Below are 21,917 nucleotides of genomic sequence, written 5' to 3'. Positions count from 1 at the left end.
TTTACCACCACCAATTTGTGAGCCACCGTGCCTGCCAATCATAATAACAATTGCTGACAGTGCCAAGCCAGCTGTTATAAGTACCTTCAGTGCCATCCATGGCATTGTCGGCAGATACCACATTCGAAATAATGTCATTTGTTGTTCTTTCTCCGAAATTGCTTTTTCCTCTTATGATGCAAAAACGATATACTTTTTCCTGTCCTGAATGCTGGAAAATAACCTTAATTTCATTCCGGCCTTCATTCAAATTGATCACTGTATTGCTTAAAAGTACCCCAAGGTCTTGACCTCCGGAAGAACTATCATTTCTGCTGCTATACTTCACATACTCCAATCTTGCGTTTTCCAAGCAGAACGTTTGCAATGTGACCTGAGCACTCTTGGTGAAAAAGAATCGGTATGGCCGGTTCATGTCTACCGCTCCCACAAAGTCCGTAAAGCTCAAACCTCTGACGTTTTTTACTACATTGCTTACAGCATCTCTATAAGCTGTTTCGTTAGCACTTTTCGCATCAGCTGCAATTACTTCATTGATCACGTTCTTTTTGAAAGCTGCCGTTGTCTCCGGAGGTACGTAAAAAATGGTGATCTTGTTGACAGTTTCACCCTGTCCGTCTGAAAACCTCACCTCTATTTCGTTGATCGTCTGATTAAGATCTAATGGCAAAAGGCTGTAAGAGCCTGTCATGGCTTCAACTTCAGTACCGTTTATCCAGATTCTTGCAGTCGCTTGATATGCCGTTAGTGCCAACTGTAAATTCTTAATTTCCGAAATAAAAACCCGGTAATGCGGTTCCTCAGGAAGAGGCCCTGTGAGCCCTTTTATATCAATTTGTTTGACACGGAGCAGTTTATTGATCTCATTCCCGTAAGACGCTTCATCGATGCTTCGTGCATTTGCCGAAGGCACCGCGCCTCCCACCAGACTGCGTAATGACGCTTGTTCTTCGGTTGGCAGATAAAACAGACATACTTTATATATGTTGATGCTTCCATTGACTTCATGGCGGATTTCAAACTCATTGGGGCCACGCTGCAAAGATATGGGATTTGAAACAGCCGCACCGTCTTTGTAAACGGCTGACGTGCCTACAAGATTCATTAGTTCTGCATTTACCTGAGACCTCTCGGTATAGTAGATGGAAAATGGCTTGTTGATTTCCACTCCCACCGGTGCAATATAAAAGTACTTATAATTCCCTAAGGCTGCCGCTTGAGAAACAAAACTGTTATGATCATAACAACTGCTGTTTGCCTTTATAACGGATTGTATGATATTCTGGCGTATGGCTGCACTAACTGTTGAGGGAACATAAAATACTGCTGCTCTATATGTTTTAGGAAGCAAAGGATTATTTAATGTTATTTCTATGTCATTTCTTCCCACGTTTAGCTGTACATTCACGGTATCCCTTCCTGTTAAGACCGACTTGACCACGCTGCCGTTAAACTTGACCTCTGCCCCGAAATCGGAAGCTACATCAATAGATAAATTGTTATTTTCATAATATAAAATATTATATGGATTTTCCAGATTCATTCCGTTTATGTTTGCAAACTGCTTATATAACGCATCCGGCACAGCAAGCTTTGTGCCCCAGCTGTCCCATATAACAACCTTTCCATCCGACTGCAAGGCCAAAAAGTAAGGCGAGTCACCTTTAGAGCACTTAACCTGGACAGGCTTGGTGATATTTACTGAAGGAAATACTTCCTTAAGATCGATTACACGACGATCATAATCGCTAATATATCCGATTGTGCCGTCTTTTCGCAGAAGCAGAACTTCTCCATCGTAACTATAACTGGCTGAAGCGCTGTCCACATTGGTCCACCCAAAATACTTGATATACTCAGGTCTTTGAAACGTTCTGTCACCGGACCATGTCAGCAGCGTATTATCGTTTTGTATGGTATAACATTGCCCTATTCTGCCCAAAGTCATTCCCCGAAAGTCATATCTGCCTTCTGTCTGCGAAGAATATCCGCCATCCGTCCCGTTAAAGATAAAGCTTCCGTCGCTTTTTATAAAGCCGGATTCCAAGTATCCTGCTTGCACCGCACTGATGCCTGTAAGACCGTTAGTTCCGCCATAGCTTGCGCCCCATGTGACTACCGTTCCATCTTGCTTTAGGGCTAGTGCGTGCATATAACCGGCAGAGATTTCTTTTACATCCGTTAACCCTTGGGGAACATTGCACTGCCCCGCGCTATTGTCTCCCCACGCTACAACTGTTCCATCTTCTTTCAGTGCAAGTGAAAATAATCCGCCTGCCGATATCGCTTTAACATCCTTAAGGCCTGCCGGTACATTCCACTGCCCTTTGTTATAATATGAATAAGATTTTAGCGGCCATGCCAACACTGTTCCATCATCCAGCAATGCCAATACGTGCGCTTCTCCGGCATCTATCGCTTTTGCTTTCCCTACTTTGTTCATATTTATCATATTGTTTATATATTTGATGGTATCTTCATAAGAAGATTTATCAACAATGGTATCCTTGCTGCTATCTATATGGTTTGTAACCAATTGGGCAACCTCGGGCACAACGGTTGACAATCTAAAGACGCAGATTTCATAAAGAAGGATGCTATCTCCCTTATTAAACTCAATTTCATATTTGTTTTCGCCATCATCCAGTACCGATTCTATCGCAAAATCACTGCCCTCTTCTCCGGTATGCAAAAGTGTGCCGTCTTTTCTTACAGACGCATATCCTTTTGAGGAATAAACTGCAACACTCACACTATCCCGATTAGAATATAGGACGCTATAATGTTTTTCCATATCCATCTCATCAGCAGCACCATACATAGAAATGGCATCTATCTGAGATGCGGACTGCACCTCGGCAACCGCAGCTGCAAATGAAGCGTCATTGATGCATTTTGGATCAGCATCTGAAATTGCACTTTTAACAGCATTTTTCTTAGCCTGCGGACTGGTTTCCGGGACATAGAACATGTTTATTCTATAAGTCCATTCATAGCTGCCGTTTGAACCTTTGAGGATAATATCGTTTGATCCCGGATTCAAAACCAATTTGCAATACTTCTCTTCATAACGGCTTGTAAAAGTCCCAACATTCTGCTCAATACCATCGTGTATCACACGCCACTTATCGACACCCGTGTAAAAATAATTATCAATGATGATGCTGCAGTTTGGGTAACCTGCATATACAATATTGTATGTCTTGGAAATTGGAAAAGCACCTGAGTCATCCGAAACGCGTATCCGCGCCGGCATTTCCTCCGATGCCTCCGCTTTCTCCGCGGACATCGGGCTTGTAAAGAGTATCGCTATGGCCAGAATACCAAACAATAGTTTTTGTATGTATCCATGATAATTCTTCATTCTCTTCTTCCTACTCCTTTTATTAAGGAACAGTGAAATAATAAGTTCCGAAATTTTCAGCGAGGGATTTTTTCGTCAGGCTAGGCGAAGGCCTTTGGCAATACTGGCGTATGGCAATGGTCCACAACGACGCATGGCGGAAAAATAACCGCTGAAAAATCAGAAGTTATTATTTTGCTGTTCCTAAGTATCATTTCCTCTCCATTCGGAATCTTCGGGATTCAAATGGACTTTATGGAATCCTATCCACATGGAAACTTCCATATTTCTATTCGAACTTCATGTCAGGAGAAGGCTTTGGGGGCCTTGGCTTTAAAGAGGCCAGTTGCTGGTCTGCATCAAAACTATTTGTTCCTCCTGATACCTTATCCAATTCATCGTCCTTTAACATTTCATTCTTGAGAATATTTATTTCTTTTATTTCTTTTTTCATATTACCGTCTCCTCTATTTTTATTATTGAATGCTACTGACTTTTAATGTTGGTACCGGAGGAAACGCAGCTTCTCCCGAATCCGGAAGCATCTGCATGCTGTCGACAATTAACCGTTCCCCGCCTTTATCAGCACCAAGCATCTCAATAAACACTTTGATCTCCATCTCATTTTCATCAGCCAAATATTGATTGTTTTCAACAATAAGGCTTGCACTATATTCTTTCCATTCATCGGTCGGCGTAAAGTATTGCGAGTATTGAATACCCTGAAGTCCACGCAATCCGATGCGGAATTGCTGACATCCTTTGGCATGCAGAGATAGGGTGTAGGACGTATCGGCGGCCTGGTCAACCAAAGCAGTGGTATGAAACATAAGCGGCTGTGTAGTTAGGTTTGTAATTTGCATTGCATATTTCCCATTATAAACATCATAAACACCTTCGGTCACAGTCATTGACCCATTTCCGGCAGTTTCCCATGCAAGAGGATCCCCTGCCCACCACATGTTTTCTTCGAAAGAGCCATTGAACAACACATTCACAGTGCAATCAAATGTTATAATATGCATACCTCCGGTTGCGTCATAACAGTCAACCGCCGCAACCGATTGTCCGTATGTATTGCTGCTAAAATTCATGCTTCCGTTCACCGGATCAAGGATTTCAAATGCTATAGGGTTGCCTGATAGTACCCTTGGATTCGCAAATTCTACAATATTAAGATCTGAGGGTATCTTCTCCTTCAAATCAACCATGTTCACCTTTTGGATGCCTTGGTCCATCATTTGTACAGTGAAGTATGGCGCTGAAACAATACTCTTATCAACCGCGATGCTGCCCACTTCAGAAGATTGGAATCCATAGCTGCTGTTGCATGCGTATACATAAGCAGCAACACTTGCCTCAGCTCCTTCGGCAGCAGAATAACTCAATGTGAAGTATCCCTCATCGGCAAGCACCAATTGATCAACCCCGCTACCGGCTGTTACTGCCGCAAAGTCGGCATTGTAAACATATCCGCTCACGGTAATACCATTGCTCTCTGTTTTCTCTACATATACGTTCCCAACCTTTGTAAGAACCGGGTTGTCTATTGTCCAACGGCCGATACCGCCTTTGACAGTATAAAGGCTGCTGGTAAGCTTGCCTGATTCAATCTTATACAAAGCACTATTATTTTCATCAAGGCTTCTCTTTACATAGGATGCTGTTAGTACAGGACCACTAGAAGGCTGGAGAAGCAAGGTGGTACCGTTTAAATTGTCATTTGAAGACATTTTGGCTACAACCAAGTCCGAAGCGGCTGCATATACTACCTCTGCAACTGCCAGAGGCCCGTTATTCCCATTATCTTCGGAATCCTGCGAGCCACCGCTGCTCCCTAAATCATCTGAAGTTTTCCCCTCCTGATTTATGATAATCCCATTCCCTTTTCCGATCCTTTTATTATTAATGAATACACCATCAGCAGCTATATCAGCCCTCAGTATTGTTCCAGAACCGGTAACAGCAGTTCCATTGGCGGTTTCAGAAACTACTATTTCTTTGATAACAGCCCCTTCTTCCATTTCAATAATGGCTCCTGCGTTAATAATCATTCTTTGTATTATTGAGTTTCTTGCAACCGTTATTCTCGCTCCAGAGTGCGTTTCGACCAAACTGAAACATCCCTTTAGCTTGACTTTCCCTTGCGGGGTGACTGAATCTTCTATTACTATGTTAATTGGTTCTGCTTCCGTACCATTACCATTTTCAATAAACCCTCCGGATTTCATAGAAATATGAGGAACCTTTGTCCTTCCCTTTAAAATTACATGAATACTCCCATTATCTTTTCTGACACTAACGTCCTTATCAAAAGTACAATCTTCAAAGGCAACCGTATTTTCACCGCCGCCGGAAACATATGTATTCCCATAAACATGTACGTTTCTCAATGTTACTTCTCCCTCACCGATTCCTGCCGTAAGGTACAAATCTCCCTTAACAACCGTATCGGAAAGCGCAACGCCCTGTATATTAATAATTGCATTGCCCTCAATATTCATATCACTATAAGGCCCAGCCTTATAAATGTATTCATTTACAAGGCCATCAATCATTTTTACAAGCTCTGCCCGTGTTACTGCTGCCGAAGGACGGAACGTGCCGTCAGGATATCCCCGTACAATCCCTTTTTCAGCAAAAGCCTCAACAGACTCTTGTGCATACGGATGTATGTCTGCGTTATCTTTAAAATCAACTTGTGATGTTTGCTCCTGTACCAGATTAAATACCCTTGATAGAAAGACGGCTGCCTGTTCCCTGGATACCGGCTCATCCGGCTTTGCAAAATTACCCGGATACCCCGTCATAAATCCTGCTTTTTTGGCTTTTTTGAGTTCAGCGCTATACCATGCCCCCGGTTGTACATCTGTAAATGAATCCTCCGACATCTCCATAAACCCGAAAAGGGAATTCACTATTTTAGCCATCTCTGCACGGGTGACACTTTGATCCGGGCGCATGGTCCCATCTTCGTACCCGCTTATCAACTCCTGTGATGCCCATTTTCCCAACAATTCCGCCGCCCAATGTCCCTCCACATCAGGGAAAGAGCTTCCATAAACGTTATAGACGGGCTGGATTGAAATTACAATCATGAATATAAGCATAAAACTAAGCATTCTTTTCATCAAGCTATGCACCTCACTTTCTCTGGTAAATTTACTGCTTTGTGATAAATTCCATAAACATTCCGTTCTTCATTTGCGAGGCATATTTACCTTTTACATTCCCTAACACATATAATACATATCTTGTACCCGGGAGATATTTCTGCCCTCCTGCCAGTCCAACCCGTACGGTACCGGCCTCCCCTCCGGTAGTTATGCTGAGAGGCAGTCGGTTGCCCATCTGATCCGTAATCACAATTTGTGAGGCAGCGTCTTCAAGATCAACCGGAAGGTTGAATCCTATGGTCCAAACCTTGTCAACCTCTACTCCTGTTTGGAGAGTGCCCCACGCTTCCATAGAAGCCGGATCAATACCTCCGTTTAGCTTCGCCATCAGACTGTACTTTGCATTTCTAGCTTTATCGTACTGGTTGTCCAGTACCAATGCGTCATTATAGGCCGCAAAAGCTTCATGATACTTTCCCTCCGCTTCAAGAATCAAACCTTTGTTTTTATGAATTGCCGGCCGGCTTGGATCAAGAAGCATCGCTTTTTCTATAATATCCATCGCTTGGTCGTACTTTTTTGCCATATATAGCGCAAATCCCTCGTTGTTGTAATAGAGAACCTTTTCGGCATCCGCCACACCATCCATCTCCGATACAATCCGGTATAAGTCGGCGGCAGATTCAAACTGCCCAATATCCATTAAACCCATTGCTTTCCACAAATAGTTGTTTGAATACCCATACAACTGTATGCTCTGATTGAAAGCTTCCAACGCTTGCTCCTTCGCCCCCATTATATAGAGGCATATACCCTTGTATTCATACGGGCTGTAATGAGGCTCAAGTGCAATGGATTTATCAAAAGCCGCCAGAGCTTCTTCATAAACGGCCATGCGAAATAGACACGCCCCCATCCATTCATAATAAGCCGCTTCATTCGGATTCTCCTCTGCTGCTGCTTCGAACATCCCTAGCGCCTCTTCGTACTTTTCTTGATAAAATAATTGTTCACCCTGTGCAAACAATTCATCCTCCGTCAATCCATAAACAATGGAGGAGTTCAGTACAAACACGAACAGGCAGACAATTAATAGACATATTGCTTTTTTCATTCAAATCCTCCCTTTTAAAAGCTGCATATAAATAAAATACCATTTGCTTCTCTAACTCCATTAGCTCGCCCGCACACTTGCAGCAAGCTGTTTACGTTAAAAACCCCTCCTTGTTTTCCACAGACTGCTTTATCCATCCTTGATCTTCTACAGTTTTTCGGCACCTACTAAACTTTCGAGCATATCATTCTTTAACATGGCATATGATACATGATTTGATTTGCTATACAAATATACTACTATTGCAATGTAATAATTTTTCATTGAATTGTTATGGAAATGTAAAGAAAAAAGTCGAATGTTGTCGGAAACAACTCTCTTCATTTGAAAAACAAAAAAAGGCTATATTACAAGCCTTTAGACAAAGGGACGGTTCTTCTGTCTAATTCTTAAGAATTTTGTTTATCTTATCCTTATTAAATCCTGTAATTGCCGCAATTATATCCAAAACCTTGTTCATCTTCACTCAACTTCAACCTTACATCTTCACCTTGTTTACTAGATCATTATGACGGAATCCTATCAAACAAATGAACCGTCACCTCATTCGAATGAACCGTCACCTCATTCGCTTTGAAATTATATCTTTCTATAAGGAAAGCACCTGCGAACAGGTGCTAAAAACTATGAATTTATTTGTCTAACGGGTCTTGCTTCAATATATCCTCTATAACCCATAGGTGCCATCTGAAATCTGGGCCCATCTTCATCCGCCCATTTAAATCCATACATTTGAGGATTATAGTCTTTCATAACCTCCCACAATTCTTCTATTGCCTCCCCAAACTTTTCATCATCAAAGGGTTGACCTTGAAACACCATCATTTTACATGGTTGCAGCTCAGTTATTTCAAATCCATCTGGTACTTCTCCTTCATAATTCAAAGACACTTCTACACCTTGGGCATAAACTGCTGTACCATGTTTATAAAGATTTTTCGGCAGCCACATCCCTATTGGCTCATATAAGGCTTCTTTTATACTGGATAATACCCCCCAGACATCACATCCAACTTCTTCACAATATTCAAAATAGTGTGTGGCTTTCATACCTCTTTTTAAGATTAGCTTTCTTGCAGGTCTGTCAATAACTTGAACAAAAACAGTATTAGTATTTGGTTTTTTAGTCATAGTACTCTCTCCTTTTTGTAATATGAGGTAATAATCGCGGATACGGTAAGGCATAAAAAGCTTAAGCGGTGGTGTATTCTTACTGTAATACGCAGGAGTTATACCAAATTGCTTTGAAAAGGCCCGTGTAAATCCCTCATGAGAATCAAATACAAAATCAAAAGCAACATCAATAATTTTTTTGCTTTCATCTCTGATTTTAACTGCTGCTAGTGAGAGCCGTAACGATCTAATATACTCAAATGGCGTTTTTCCTGTTAGTTCTTTAAATATTCTTGCTGAATGCCATGGAGAATACCCGGCTGCTCGAGCAAGCATATATAAAGTAATTGGCTGAGAAATATGCTCTTCTATATAATCTTGCATACGTTGTACCGCATTTATTTTTTCCCAACTTTCCAAGTTATCACCTCTTGGTATCATGATAGCACTAGACTATACCATCTTTCTTGACTTCTATTGCTATATATCAGTAATTAAGATTACTTTAAAACGTGTAAACGCTTCCTCAATTGATTAATTGATTCTTTCATGCTCTCCAATGCCAACATCTGAATAAACCCGCTTCTTCAGATTATGAAATGCCCTGCAACCCCAATAAATGTTCCTAAGATAACCGACATTACAACCATTGGCTGAATTGATTTTTTATCTTCTTTAGAAACGATAATGATAATCGGAATGGCGAGTGTCAAAGCAATGACACCACCTTTTAGCCACCAAGCCATTCCAAATAAATCTGTGTTAAAAATAATAAAAGGCATAATAAAGTAAAATATAAACGCAGAGAAAATTGCATATTTTTCAAGCTTCATTTTCACCATTGGTAAAATATCAATTACCCCCGCAATGACACCAATGAGTACTGTTAACAATAGTGTTTTCATAGCATTTATTCCTCCATAAAATTTTAAATTACAAGCCTTGCGCATAACTTCGTATTTGAAGTAATTTAAACTTTTCGCAATAATGGAAAACAGTGATGATTGATTAGTCAGGCAGCACCATCTATTTTTGATTTTAATTAAATGATCCTGACTTTCCGTTGGAAATTTTCATCTGCAAAGGAAAGATACACACTGCCGCACCCATTTTTTCAAGCTTCTATTTTTATAATGCTCATATTATCGGACCTCAATAGTTTTTTGAGAAAATCCTTTATAACTTCGGTTGAACGGTACTTAGGCAATTCGGCAAAAACAAGAGATAACTCATCCATTTTTTCCATTGCCTGCACGAAACCCATAGATACATTATCATCAAGCTTTTTCAAATTGGTATATTCCAGATTATGCGGGTTAAGTCTTTGGCTTTGAATTGCATAGCCAATACGCTTTCGGCAACTGCATCTCCCTGTTTCAGACAAACCACAATAGACACTGAGAAAATCTCCCACTTTTCTTCGTATGCGTGAAAGTCTTTGACGATAGGTTTCTGGTGTGATACCTAAAATTTCACCGCAAATTTTACTGCCTGCCTTAAACATTACACCCAAAACATAGATACATCTGCTTTCTGGGTCAAGGCATTGCAACATAACATTTGTGCAGGACATCTTTAATTCCTCTGCCAATAATTCTTCATTTACATTTTGCAATAAATCTTTGGTGTTATCTATAAAGCCTGCTTCTATATCTGCACCGAAAAATTCAAAACTCAGTGGCCTTTTTCCAAACATGGACTTCTTGCAATTGAGCAAATAATTAGTAGCTATCCGATATACCCAAGTGGAGAACGAACTTTCTTTCCGGAAGGTTGATAATTGTGTTATGACACGAACGATAATCTCCTGTGCGGCATCTTCCGCATCATGAGTACTTCCGAGCATACGGAGAGATAAATTGTAGATTAGATCCTCTACACTTAAAATCAGATTTTCCAGTGCCTGCTTATCACCGCTGACAGCTTTATCTACCAAGTTAAATGTTTCATCCTGCATGATAACTGCCTGTATAATGAACCACCAAAATAATCCATCATACTTCTCCTTTCTTAATTATTTTTAATATAATCAATTTAGATACTGTGAATTTGTTACCATATTTCTTTTAAATTAATTATACATTAGATTAGACAAGTTAAGTGTATTGATTGTGACAGGTAACGAAAAATTTTTTCAGAAACACAGAGGGACAGGTACGAAACCATCGGTGGTATGGAGTAGAAACTATATAAGATATACCAACTTACGCCTACATCTATTAGTTCTAATTTTAATTGCAGCCAGATGAGAAAAAGCAAAAAAATTTATGTCACAAATATTTAAAGCAGGAATTAATCGAATTATGTCGAATTATGTAATATATAGAGAATTCTAAGTTTCTCACTAAACACGTCATAAAGTGGGGGGGAATGGGCCATATGTTCTGTTGGAAACAGTATGAATATGAAGATAGGTGCGTAGGTTAGAAAAAATTATATAATTAAAAAGGAGGCTTTACAATGAAGATTTCAAAATTTTTAAAGATAATGAGCGTAGTATTTGCAGTAACAATTATTTTAACTATAACTTCAGTTACTTTTCTAAATAAAACGTTCCATGATGAAAGATTAGCTGTTGAGAGACAAATGGAATTTAAGCAACTAGGAATTGACTTGCAAAATGCCTCTGATTATTTAACAGAACAAGCTAGAAGATATGCTCAATATGGTGAGAGAAAATTCTATGATAATTATTGGAAAGAAGTAAATGAAACTAAGACAAGGGATAGTGTTGTCAATAGGCTGAAAGAGCTGGGGGCTTCTCAAGATGAACTAGATCTCCTTGCGCAAGCAAAAAATAATTCTGATGCGCTAGTATCTACAGAAGAAGCGGCCATGAAGGCAGTCGCTGAGGGGAATTTTGAAAAAGCAAGAAAATTAATGTTTGATTCTAATTATGATGAAAACAAAGAAAAGATCATGAAGCCTATAAACCAATTCCAGAGTTTAATGAACTCAAGAGCTATGTCACAAGCTCAAACCGTGGGAAAAAGAGCCAATTTACTATTTATGACTTCAACCGCTTTAATTATACTTCTTATTATATTCATAATCTTAACCATAATCATTTTACTCAAAAAGATCTCTAATTTAAGCCAAATAGCAGATAAGTTAAAAGAATTGGCTAATAATGAGGGAGACCTAACATCTAGAATCTATATAAATAGTAACGATGAAGTAGGTGAAATCGCGTCCTCATTTAATAAAATGCTTCAAAGCTTACAGAATCTCATAAGAGAAATTACAAGCACAACTAAAGAGGTTAGAAAACAAAGTGCTCAATTCTCTGCGATAGCCCACGACTTTCAACAAGGCAGTGAACAAATTGCTGCGACTATGGAAGAAATGGCAGCTGGAGCTGCAGAGCAAGCTAGCTCAGCGGTTAAAGTAGCAACGTCTAGTAAAACTCTGAACCATCTTATTGAAGAATCAAATACTAGCGGAGATATACTCATTAAATCCTCAAGTGAAGTATTAGAGATTACTCAGCAAGGCAACAAAAAGATGGAAGACTCTGTTAAGCAAATGCTGTCCATAAACACTATCGTTAACGAGGCTGTGAATAGAGTGAAAGGGTTAGACATGCAGTCTCAGCAAATATCTAAATTAGTTCAAGTGATTCAAGCTATATCCGAACAAACTAATCTACTAGCATTAAATGCTGCAATAGAAGCAGCGAGAGCTGGGGAATCAGGACGAGGGTTTGCGGTGGTAGCTGAAGAAATTAGAAAGCTAGCTGAAGGAGTAGGGAAGTCTGTTAATGAAATCACTCAAATTGTTGTTAAAATACAAGAAGAATCTAATACAGTATCGCATTCGTTGCAAAAAGGATACGAGGAAGTTGAAATGGGAACTCGTCAAATTCAAGATACTGGAGAAACCTTTAAGGTTATAAACTCAAAAGTTTTAGAAATGGGAGATAAAATTAATAACGTATCTGATAACCTTAAGAAAATTTTACATAATGGTAAAAAGATAGAAGAGGAAATAGAAAAAGTAGCGGAAATCTCAGAACAAAACTCTGCAGGGATTGAAGAAACTGCTGCTTCAGTGCAAGAACAGAATGAGGCTATGGTAAAAATAACGAAAAATACCTCCATATTAGCAAACTTATCAGATAATCTAAGTAACATGGTCGGAAAATTTAATATATAATTTTATCACGGTCAAGGGATGCTGCCAACCCTTGGCTCTTTTTTGTAGTGCAAAATCATGAACCCCTTGAACCCGGTATAATTACCGCTCGCCATAATATGATTTTCAAACCGTTTCAAAACCTCAAGGCATAGGTCTATTCCATATGCTTCGGCAATCTTTGATACTTCCTGAATGCTTGCTACTCCTCTTTCTCAGTCTGTTAGTGTAAAGTTTTCATATAATAATCTTGCTATATATGATGAATTAAATATTTGTAATGATCTAATTATGCAAAATATGTAGGGACGTACGACAATACGTCCGATTAAATGTCCTATGTCTGTATTCCTGTTTTCGGCCGTATTTCCATACGGCCCTACTAATCATCAACATGAATATTAGACTAATAGTCCAATTATTTAATTCAACTTATATAACATAAGCAATATCAGTAGGTTGGGCAACTTTTAGTGTATACCCCCCATAACTTCTCCATTCCTTCCTCTTAACTGCCAGAAAATGTCCCGCAAATCATTCTATCAGGTAGAAATATCCCCAGAATATCCATATAACAACTGGAATAATGGTAAGACTTACTCCAAGGAGGAGAATGAAAATGCTGGCAAGCATATTTCTTTCCTTCTTCCATACGAACGAAGCATACCTGACAGTGTAGCCTGTTAACACTATCAAGCTAAGCATTCCTACCCATTTCATCATTGTCCACCCCCTGCTTCCTCATCATTGGGTGGTTGCAGTTGCTTACCAACTCCCTTGATAGTAACATTATACTGTACAGTCACTTCTGCTTCAGTGTATCGGTTCTCCCAGTCATATCTTTTGAATTCTCCCCATGTCCCAAATTCTCTTCTCGCCAGTATGGACCACTTAAAGGGCTCCCCTCCGAATTCTTTCTCGGTCTTTTCCACAAGTTTCATGGCTTTTTGGGCCAACTGCTTTTCAATGGTTTCTTTCAGCAGCTTTTGCTTATCTAAATCCTCGACATAATTAACACCGCTTGGTATGGAAAGAAGCTCCATCGAAATAGGTACTGTTATTTCAATTCGAGGCTGCTTATCTTTTACATTGATCTTTATCTTTGTTTGCCTTGTCTTGGATACTCTGACAGTAATACGGTATTCACTCTTTATAGGATCTGAAAAGGTAGAATAGAAGGAAGGAAGCTTCTCATTTTGCCTTAAAATCAGACTCAGTCTGACTTCCTCACCAGTTAATGTGCCGATCATCTTGGTTCCCTTAAAAACAGCTGCCCCAATCATCTGCACAGGATTTCCCCCTTCTATTGGAACCTCCCCGGCAATAAAATCATCTTCTGTCACCTCTTCCTTGGGCTTTTGCTTTTCAACAGTACCATAGACTGCCAGAAATAGACTTCCGTGTCCATCATTTCTTTTAATGAGCTCATTTAGCGTAGCTAGTGGTACAAGGGCAGTATCCTGCCATCGTTCCGACATGAAATCATAAAACTTGTGGGGGCGGGTCTCCAGCTTGGGTGCATTGCCCCGAATGAATTCCGAAGCTTTCTCCCTGGAAATTACCAAAAAGATATTTCTACGGATTTGTTTATCCCTCAACATGCCATCCAAAACTGCCAAGAATTCATCACTTCTTGCCATTTCTTCACCCACTACCAGAACGGATGCATGAGTAAAGGAAAGCTTCCTGGTTACCGAGGCATTGGCTGTATCGCGGGCCGATAGTGGACCTACTGCCTGAATGGTAATAATCTCTGCAGCAGGTTCTTTTGCACTGCTGCCTACCACATTGCTAAATCCTCCGCCTTGAGGATTGGATATCTTATAGGTTACCTCAAATTTATTCTTCCCTACCTTATCTATTCCGATTAAACCTACAAAGGCCATATCTTCTATTTCAAACCTGTCCCAGCATCCTGTAAGGGAGAGAATACCAAGGCAGATTATTAAAAGTACTGCCACCATTCTGTAATTTATACTTATTTTCATCTGCTTTTCCCCCTCCTGAATCTGGATATTAACCACAGTATCAGTGGAAGCCCGAGAAAGATTGGAAATGAGCCTGTAAGCAGCACATTGTCTCTGAGCTTGAAGATCCCATCAATAATGTTCCTGGGGATCAGTCCCAGTATAATGACCAGAGCGGCGAAAGGTAACAGCAGCGGCTCGGATTCTTTCAACCGAATGGTGCGGGAGAAAACAAAGGCTGTCATATAGAGATAAATGGAGAATCTTACAACAGATGCAACAATCCAAAACCCAAAGTAAAAGGATTCAAGGTTTTCCAGGAACCGTCCGGCACGAACCATCGTAGATATTTGTTGAAAAGGAAATATAACGTGGTTAACTGCGGGGTATCCAAATACTAATGCGAACATTATAAGGAAAATAGATAAGCTTAGAATACTGACTGCAAACCCTACAAGAGCTGACCATTTAAAATCCTCATAAGTTCGGACATAGGGAAAAATCGCCGTAAGTATAATGATGTCCCCCAATATGGAGCCGTGCTTGGCTGTGCATTCCAGGACTCCTCCGATTCCATTCCCCCAGAAAGGATAAAGATAAGCAACATCTACCTCCCGGATTGCCATGATAGAGATAGCCACCAATGCCAAAAAGCTAAGGGGGAAAATAAACCAGGAGGCTCTTCCGATAGCTTCCAATCCATAGTTGGCCAGTAAGTAGCTGAATCCTATCAATAAAGCGTATAGAATAGCGGTGGGAGTCTTGGTGAAAAACAGCGTTCGAATAATCTCGATATGATCCCTGCTGTTTAGTACTGTTGCGGTTAGTGTAATCATAAAAAGGGTCATATTGACAACGAACCCTATCGGTCTACCCAATACCTTATACACAATCTCAATGAGCCCCATATCCTGGTGCCGTTTTAACAGGGACAGAAGCGCCATAATGGGAAAAATGAACAGTATTCCAGCGAGCAAAGGTGTCATCCAGGCAGCACATCCAGAAAGCATATACAGAATTGCCGGTGTGGAGTTCGTAATCTTAATAGCGATGCTGAATAAAATAATGGTAAAAAACTCCCGTGTACCGATTTTCCCATCCGACTGTCGTATCATGGTTTGCTCCTCCTGTTAGGCTCCTTTTTCTTGGTAGGATCCTGTGGATTGATGTTCCTGGGGCGCTGCCACTGTTTCCATGCAGGGGCACGGAAAACCATATCCCTGGATGATGAAAAGCGAGGAACCAATGGAGAAAGAAAAGGAACATCAAAGGATTTTACAGAACATAGATATCCGATGCAGAATACTGCAAGCAGTGCAATTCCATAAAAGCCCATAAAAGAAGCAGATAACAGAAAAGCAAATCTTGCCATTCGGATCATATAGTTGGTACTGTTTTCGGGAATGGCAAAGGAAGCCAACCCGGTAAGGGCAACCACAATAATTAATATGGGACTGATAATTCCCGCCTGGACAGCAGCCTGCCCCAGGATTAACGCTCCCACGATACTAATGGTAGGACCTAAGGTGGTAGGAACCCGAGCTCCCGCTTCCCGGATCAGTTCAAAAGATATTTCCATGATCAGGATTTCTATGAAAACCGGAAAGGGTACCAGCTCCCGGGTTGCTGCGATGGACAATAAAAGGTCTGTAGGTACCATTTCCAAATGATAATTACTCAGGGCTATATAGCCGGCTGGCAGCAAAAGGGCTGTATGAAAGGCCAGCATACGAATAAGGCGAATAAAGTTTCCATAGGGCCACCGCTGGTACTGATCCTCAGCCGTATGAAAAAACGACCAGAATGTGGCTGGTACCACTAAACACCCCGGTGTTGTATCCACTAGAACAATGTGCCCCTCCTGGAGAAAAGAAGCGGTGCGATCGGGCCTTTCGGTCAGTAGAACAGTAGGGACAAGGGAATAGGGCCTCTCCTCAATATGCTGCTCCAGTTGTGCAATCGTTATCAAGCCATCTATTTGTATTTCCGATAGCCTCTTTCTAACATCCTCCACCAATTTGGGATCGGCTATGTCACTGATATACATCATGGCAATTTCATGGTCAGATCTTTCTCCTATATGAATCGTCTCTGTAACGAGTTTCTCACTTCTCACATATTTCCGAATAAGAGAACGATTAACACGGTACGAATCCACAAAGGCTTCTTTAGGCCCTTTTATGACATTTTCAATTTTCGTCTGTTCTACACTGCGATGTTCATAACCTACAGTGTTCAATGAAACACCTTCAAAACAGCCATCAATAAGTAAAATGGTCTTTCCAGCCATGATATCCTTCACCATTTTATTAAACTCACCGACTTTTTCTGCTTTGGCAACGTGGAACACTTCATGGATTATATCATCCAAATCCTCACCAATGACTTCCTTTTTCCCTGCTGTCATCAGAGGATTGATTATATATTTCTCTATCTTTTCTTCTTTCACCATTACATCAAGATATACGAGCACCCCTCGTTTGCCTAGAGCTTTTACCCGTAGGGGACGAATCACAAAGTCTTGATTCAATGGATATTGAAAGATTTCCTTCAATTTATTAATGTTATTGGTCAGGTTAAATGAAATACGCTCTTTTTTTACAGATTTCACTTGAGGATTGTTTTTTCTATTATTAAATTCTCTAAAAAATGGGATCGGAAATCGCATTCTTTGTTTCTCCTTTTCGTGATCACTCTGAATCTGAAATATTATTCCCATCATATACAACTTACATTCAGCATGAATAAATTACCACTACCCTTTTATGTTGCGTAGCGATATATCAACTTGCTAATGAGCATGATTACGATCAGAATTAGTGGATTTACCATAGCTTACGTAAAAAAAGCGCACTGAACCAAGGTATACCACTAACTCCGGCAACCCAATATATCCCTTTTATTAATAATACATTTTCGAGATTACTATGGATGTCGTGTTAACTGTCATTCTAAGAATTCTTCAATGTCTATATCTAGCAGTTCCAGCACTGTTGTTACAGTTAATTGTTGGTGTTCGCTATAAAACCCATAACTGTAGGTATCTTCTTGTTCTTTCACAAAGTATGCTTTTTCTAAAGCTTCAAGCACATATTTGATGGTAGGGTTTTCAAGCTTCTTGTTATTCCAGCCAATACGTGGAAGCTCCTCTTCTGATTCATTGATACTTTTACGAATCTTGTACTGAACAATTGCACGAATCAGAAGTGAGATGTTCATGAGCATGACCAAGGCATTAATTCGCTCTGGCGTTTTTAAAAAGATTGAAGCTGCAAGTGCAGGTTCTTTCAACAGTCTAAACTGCGCCTCAACAACAGTTTGTTCTTTGTACTGACGGAGGATCTCCTTGCCATCAAATTCTGTCTCATGAATACTTGTGATCAGCACGAAGCATTCTTCTTCGTGTTTTAGTTTCTCCACAGCTGTAGCATTTTCTGCTTGTATGTGTACAGTTACACGCCAAGATATTACGATAACTGGAGGTTTAGGATTTTTTCCCGGATTACCACGTGGTCTTTTTTCTGTTTTTTCTTCCTTGAAACAGACGTCAAATAGAAAAAGACTCTTCTTGTGAGCTTTTTCAAAGCGAGCCCACTCTTCACGGGCATCCGCTTCACAAACAAATACTTTGCCCGATAATGTCAGGATATCTTTTTTAAGCTCCATACGTTGCTTCTCCAGCTTATGCTCAAAACGATCTTTTCCCGCACTACTGCGGACAACAATAAACCGGGTATCACAATTTTCAACAGCCTCCATAAACTCCTGCATTTCATAGGTACATGCGTTCTTGCCAGAACCTATCTGACCGATATCAGTCCATTGATCAAATTTATAAGCTTTCTCGATCAGTCTTCCGGCAACCTTGCCGTAAAAATTTGCAGGACACCGCGATATGAACCGTATCCTGTTGTCTGGATCGGTAAGCTGCTTGAACGTTGGCAGATTAATAAGCTTAGAGTCAGCAATATAAGTTACTTCATTCAAACAATCTCCGAATATTTGCTTTGTAAGGGCTAAGGCTTTTTGATTCCATTCAATATCGGAAGTATTTCCATCCATAGTTGAACTGGCTACGGCAATACCATGTTCATTGACAATCTTACCTACTACGGCCTGTTTGCAATGCGGAAGGTGATCCTTGTTATATCCTTTGGTGATGTTCAAAGCACCCTCCGGCGCATCGTCGCACATATATTGCCCATAAAAGGACAATGTTGTTGTATCAGAATGCAGCCGATTGAAAGCAATATGAAACACGCTGTACATAGACAAACAGATAGATGAAAACAATCCTTCAGGTTTAGCTTCACTGATTCGGTCTAATGCACGTGCGATGGAATAGTCATTTAAGTGTTCTGGCATAACCCCTTTGCCAAACAATGCTTCAGTATCATAACCGGCAAATGCCCGCTTGATCCTGTAAAGTGGGGCTCGTACCTGCATAAATGTTGCCAATATCACGGCCTTAGCTAAATTACCGGGAGACACTTTCCAATGACTTTCATCCCATTCAACACTACCATCTATGAATTCAACAAAACCAATGAGTTTTAAAAACTTGTTTGCAAGCAGTAAAGCAAAAGGAAGGATCAAAGGTTGCTCTACTTTTGCCGGATGCAGTATAGTAATTTTACGCTTTTTATTTCTTTTGTGTTTATGTGACTTCTTTGAAGCTTTTGCCATACGAATCACTCCTATAATTTTGTATATAAAAGAGATTCGCCAAAAGTTCTAAATTCCATTCAAGTTTACATAAATAATGCATGGTAATTTATTCATGCTGAATGTGAGTAATATTTGACAATTACGTATATATCACAAAAATTAAAAGAAGTCAAAACCATCCAGTCCTGACTTCTTCCATACATTAACATCTGGAGAAACTTTTTATTAAACTATTGCAGCTACTTTTAAAACATTATTAAAAATCTCCACTAAGTAATCAAGGATCTCGATACCTTCTTCAAGAGTTATAGTAGTATTATTAGCCATTAAATCCTTAATTTTCCCATCTTTAATATCAAATCCCATTTTAAAGATATCAGTGTATGTATCACTAAAGTCTATGGAGCGTTCAAGACCAAAATGATTTAGACTGAAGAACTGATTAGGTGCCACAACCTTCACACGTTCATATACTTCATAGGGCTTTGCATTTGCATTCTCTGCTAAAGTCAATAAGGGCTTAGCTAATACTGAAATCATAAGCTGTGCCATAACAGAATAATTAGGTTGATCATGAAGTGCATATCGTGATAAAGGACGTCCTAAGTTCATTAGATATAGACCACCTCCTGGAAGAATCCCTTCTGTTTCTTTAGCAATGCGTTTTAGATAGTTTTTCATAAATTCAATAATCGGTTGTAATGATTTAACAATGTTTTCTTCACATTCAGGGTTTTTCACAGACTGTTTTATTAGCTCATTACAAAGTATAAGAGCAGTCTTTACACCATCCTTTGGCATTTTAGGTATATTTAAAACAGCAACAGCACGCTGTATATCTTCATCTTTAAACATTCCGTCTTGAATAATCGTTCCAAATGATGTTGTACACTTATACTCTCCTGTTCGTGACATATATTGAATCAGTTCGTCTGTACCATAAATTTTCTCCGCTAGAGTTGCCAGCTTATCTGTACCTCTAGCTAGTTCATTACAATATTTAACCGTCCTTTTTGAAGTATTATACATTTTACCCTCCTTAATGGCTCTTATTGCACTATAAAGATCTAATCTTCTTTGCAAAGTCCTCTAGAAAACTGTTTGCTATTACAGTTCTACATTCTGTTTGTTTAAAATAGTTTGTATTTCTTTAATATTAAGTTCTAAAGGCTTCTTGTCATGGTCAATACATAAAGATGCTACAACACCCATTGCTTGACCCATGTTCATTACAATTGGCATAATTCTATAATTGGAGTGTGCCTTATGGGTACCACTTATGTTTCTACCATTTAATAATAGATTTTCTATTTTTCGTGGAACAAAACAACGTATTGGGATTGTATACGGCTTTTTCTGAACAAATTTAATTTGTGCTCCGTTAGCATCTAGTCCTGCACCTATAACATTATGTAAATCAAAGTTAAACCTTGATTTTGTAACAACCCAATCATCAAATGTACGGGCTTCAGAAATATCGTTCTCATTAAGTTCATAGTAGGCATGGAATCTCCTTGTTTCACGGACGCCAATAAAGCTAGAACTATCCACAAGGTAACACGCTTCATAACCAGGTACATGTTTACCCAAAAACTCAGTGATAATGTTAATTTGTTTTCTACACTCATATTCTGCACGATTCATATCTCTTACATCAGTACCGTCTACATCAATGGAATTAGTCATATTTACTGTAACAATCCCCGGTAAAGATGATGGATAAAGAAGAACATGACCTGCCGGATGTGGTAGCTCCTGTCTGCCAAGAGTCTGCAAATCCCCCTCAGGCAGAGCTACTGTGTCCTCAAATCCCCAGAAAAACATTGCTCTATCCATATCAACTCCTGCAACCTTAAACATAATAGTCATCGGCTGCATGCCGCCATCATTAGCCCTACCCTTATCAAATGGTGCACCTGCTTTAGCAGCTACATCTCCATCTCCAGTAGAGTCTATAAGCATTTTACAACGAATTGCTTCCCTACCAGACTTACTTTCAGTAACAACACCTACAACTTGATTTTCTTCCATGATGACATCACAAAATGTTGTGTAAAGTTGAACTGCTACACCTGCTTCGTACAACATTTCAAGCATTAACATTTTAAGCTTTTCTGGGTTGATAACCTGGGCACATTCACAGTCTCGCGCTCTTTCACGAAGTTCGGCAAAGCAACCACCCTCTTGATATCCAGTCCAGTGGCTCATGATTCCAATAGTTGCAACACCTCCAATGGCACTTGTCTGTTCTATAAGAAGTGTTTTCTTTCCCATTCTAGCGGCAGTTAAAGCAGCTCCAAAACCTGAAGGTCCTCCACCGACAACTAACACATCAGTTTCCATAACCACTGGTATTTGTCTACTTGGTTCTTGATAATATTTCATTAATAATCCTCCTACTATCGTATTCTTCACCTACACATAAATTTTTTATAATATTTAGGACTCGTTTAATTACGTTT

The 21,917-nt window shown here is 39.7% G+C and carries 16 protein-coding genes; 1 reads left to right on the top strand and 15 read right to left on the bottom strand.

The window, feature by feature from the left end; all coding sequences use genetic code 11:
• Window position 1: 1 nt before the first annotated feature.
• The 8 genes from QKW49_RS22840 to QKW49_RS22805 all read right to left on the bottom strand — a co-directional run bounded on the left by QKW49_RS22840 (window position 2) and on the right by QKW49_RS22805 (window position 10,643).
• Entirely contained in the window at window positions 2–3,364 is a 3,363-nt protein-coding gene (locus QKW49_RS22840) for a hypothetical protein (RefSeq protein ID WP_282864936.1), read from the bottom strand.
• Between the two features lie 268 nt (window positions 3,365–3,632).
• Window positions 3,633–3,797 carry a hypothetical protein gene (locus tag QKW49_RS22835; protein ID WP_282864935.1) on the bottom strand — a complete coding sequence of 55 codons (165 nt, stop codon included), beginning with the start codon at window positions 3,795–3,797 and terminating at the stop codon, window positions 3,633–3,635.
• A gap of 22 nt (window positions 3,798–3,819) precedes the next feature.
• Window positions 3,820–6,474, bottom strand: coding sequence for an S-layer homology domain-containing protein (locus QKW49_RS22830; RefSeq protein WP_282868220.1), 2,655 nt, complete (start codon window positions 6,472–6,474; stop codon window positions 3,820–3,822).
• Window positions 6,475–6,505: 31 nt separating this feature from the next.
• Entirely contained in the window at window positions 6,506–7,573 is a 1,068-nt protein-coding gene (locus QKW49_RS22825; protein WP_282864934.1) for a tetratricopeptide repeat protein, read from the bottom strand.
• A 14-nt stretch (window positions 7,574–7,587) separates the two neighbouring features.
• Window positions 7,588–7,710, bottom strand: a complete 123-nt coding sequence (locus QKW49_RS22820) for a hypothetical protein (protein WP_282864933.1) — start codon at window positions 7,708–7,710, stop codon at window positions 7,588–7,590.
• Window positions 7,711–8,197: 487 nt separating this feature from the next.
• Complete coding sequence (locus tag QKW49_RS22815) at window positions 8,198–9,106, bottom strand: AraC family transcriptional regulator (protein ID WP_282864932.1); 909 nt, start codon at window positions 9,104–9,106, stop codon at window positions 8,198–8,200.
• Window positions 9,107–9,273: 167 nt separating this feature from the next.
• Window positions 9,274–9,591 (bottom strand): hypothetical protein, encoded by a 318-nt coding sequence (locus tag QKW49_RS22810; RefSeq protein WP_282864931.1) that lies wholly within the window; start codon window positions 9,589–9,591, stop codon window positions 9,274–9,276.
• A 209-nt stretch (window positions 9,592–9,800) separates the two neighbouring features.
• On the bottom strand, window positions 9,801–10,643 hold the full coding sequence (locus tag QKW49_RS22805; RefSeq protein WP_282864930.1) for an RNA polymerase sigma factor: 843 nt from the start codon (window positions 10,641–10,643) through the stop codon (window positions 9,801–9,803).
• Window positions 10,644–11,146: 503 nt separating this feature from the next.
• Here QKW49_RS22805 and QKW49_RS22800 point away from each other — a divergent pair.
• On the top strand, window positions 11,147–12,841 hold the full coding sequence (locus QKW49_RS22800; protein WP_282864929.1) for a HAMP domain-containing methyl-accepting chemotaxis protein: 1,695 nt from the start codon (window positions 11,147–11,149) through the stop codon (window positions 12,839–12,841).
• A 513-nt stretch (window positions 12,842–13,354) separates the two neighbouring features.
• Here the strand turns inward: QKW49_RS22800 and QKW49_RS22795 are convergent.
• The 7 genes from QKW49_RS22795 to QKW49_RS22765 form a co-directional block, all read right to left on the bottom strand.
• Window positions 13,355–13,543, bottom strand: coding sequence for a hypothetical protein (locus QKW49_RS22795; protein WP_282864928.1), 189 nt, complete (start codon window positions 13,541–13,543; stop codon window positions 13,355–13,357).
• Window positions 13,540–14,808, bottom strand: a complete 1,269-nt coding sequence (locus tag QKW49_RS22790; protein ID WP_282864927.1) for a Ger(x)C family spore germination protein — start codon at window positions 14,806–14,808, stop codon at window positions 13,540–13,542. Before QKW49_RS22790 ends, QKW49_RS22795 begins: the two co-directional genes overlap by 4 nt.
• A complete protein-coding gene (locus tag QKW49_RS22785) occupies window positions 14,805–15,902 on the bottom strand; it encodes an endospore germination permease (RefSeq protein WP_282864926.1) in 1,098 nt (365 codons plus the stop codon). The genes QKW49_RS22790 and QKW49_RS22785 overlap by 4 nt, the downstream gene beginning before the upstream one ends.
• Window positions 15,899–17,455 (bottom strand): spore germination protein, encoded by a 1,557-nt coding sequence (locus tag QKW49_RS22780; protein WP_282864925.1) that lies wholly within the window; start codon window positions 17,453–17,455, stop codon window positions 15,899–15,901. Before QKW49_RS22780 ends, QKW49_RS22785 begins: the two co-directional genes overlap by 4 nt.
• Before the next feature lie 278 nt (window positions 17,456–17,733).
• Window positions 17,734–19,473: an IS1634 family transposase gene (locus tag QKW49_RS22775; protein ID WP_282863996.1), complete on the bottom strand. Its 1,740-nt coding sequence runs from the start codon at window positions 19,471–19,473 to the stop codon at window positions 17,734–17,736.
• Window positions 19,474–19,680: 207 nt separating this feature from the next.
• On the bottom strand, window positions 19,681–20,484 hold the full coding sequence (locus QKW49_RS22770; protein ID WP_282864924.1) for a TCP-1/cpn60 chaperonin family protein: 804 nt from the start codon (window positions 20,482–20,484) through the stop codon (window positions 19,681–19,683).
• A gap of 78 nt (window positions 20,485–20,562) precedes the next feature.
• Entirely contained in the window at window positions 20,563–21,840 is a 1,278-nt protein-coding gene (locus QKW49_RS22765; protein WP_282864923.1) for an FAD-dependent oxidoreductase, read from the bottom strand.
• Window positions 21,841–21,917 lie beyond the last annotated feature (77 nt).

The sequence above is a fragment of the Petroclostridium sp. X23 genome (assembly GCF_030013905.1).
Taxonomy (GTDB): Bacteria; Bacillota; Clostridia; order SK-Y3; family SK-Y3; genus X23.
The sequence above is the reverse complement of the archived record's forward strand: the minus strand, read 5'-3'. Positions and strand labels throughout refer to the sequence as shown.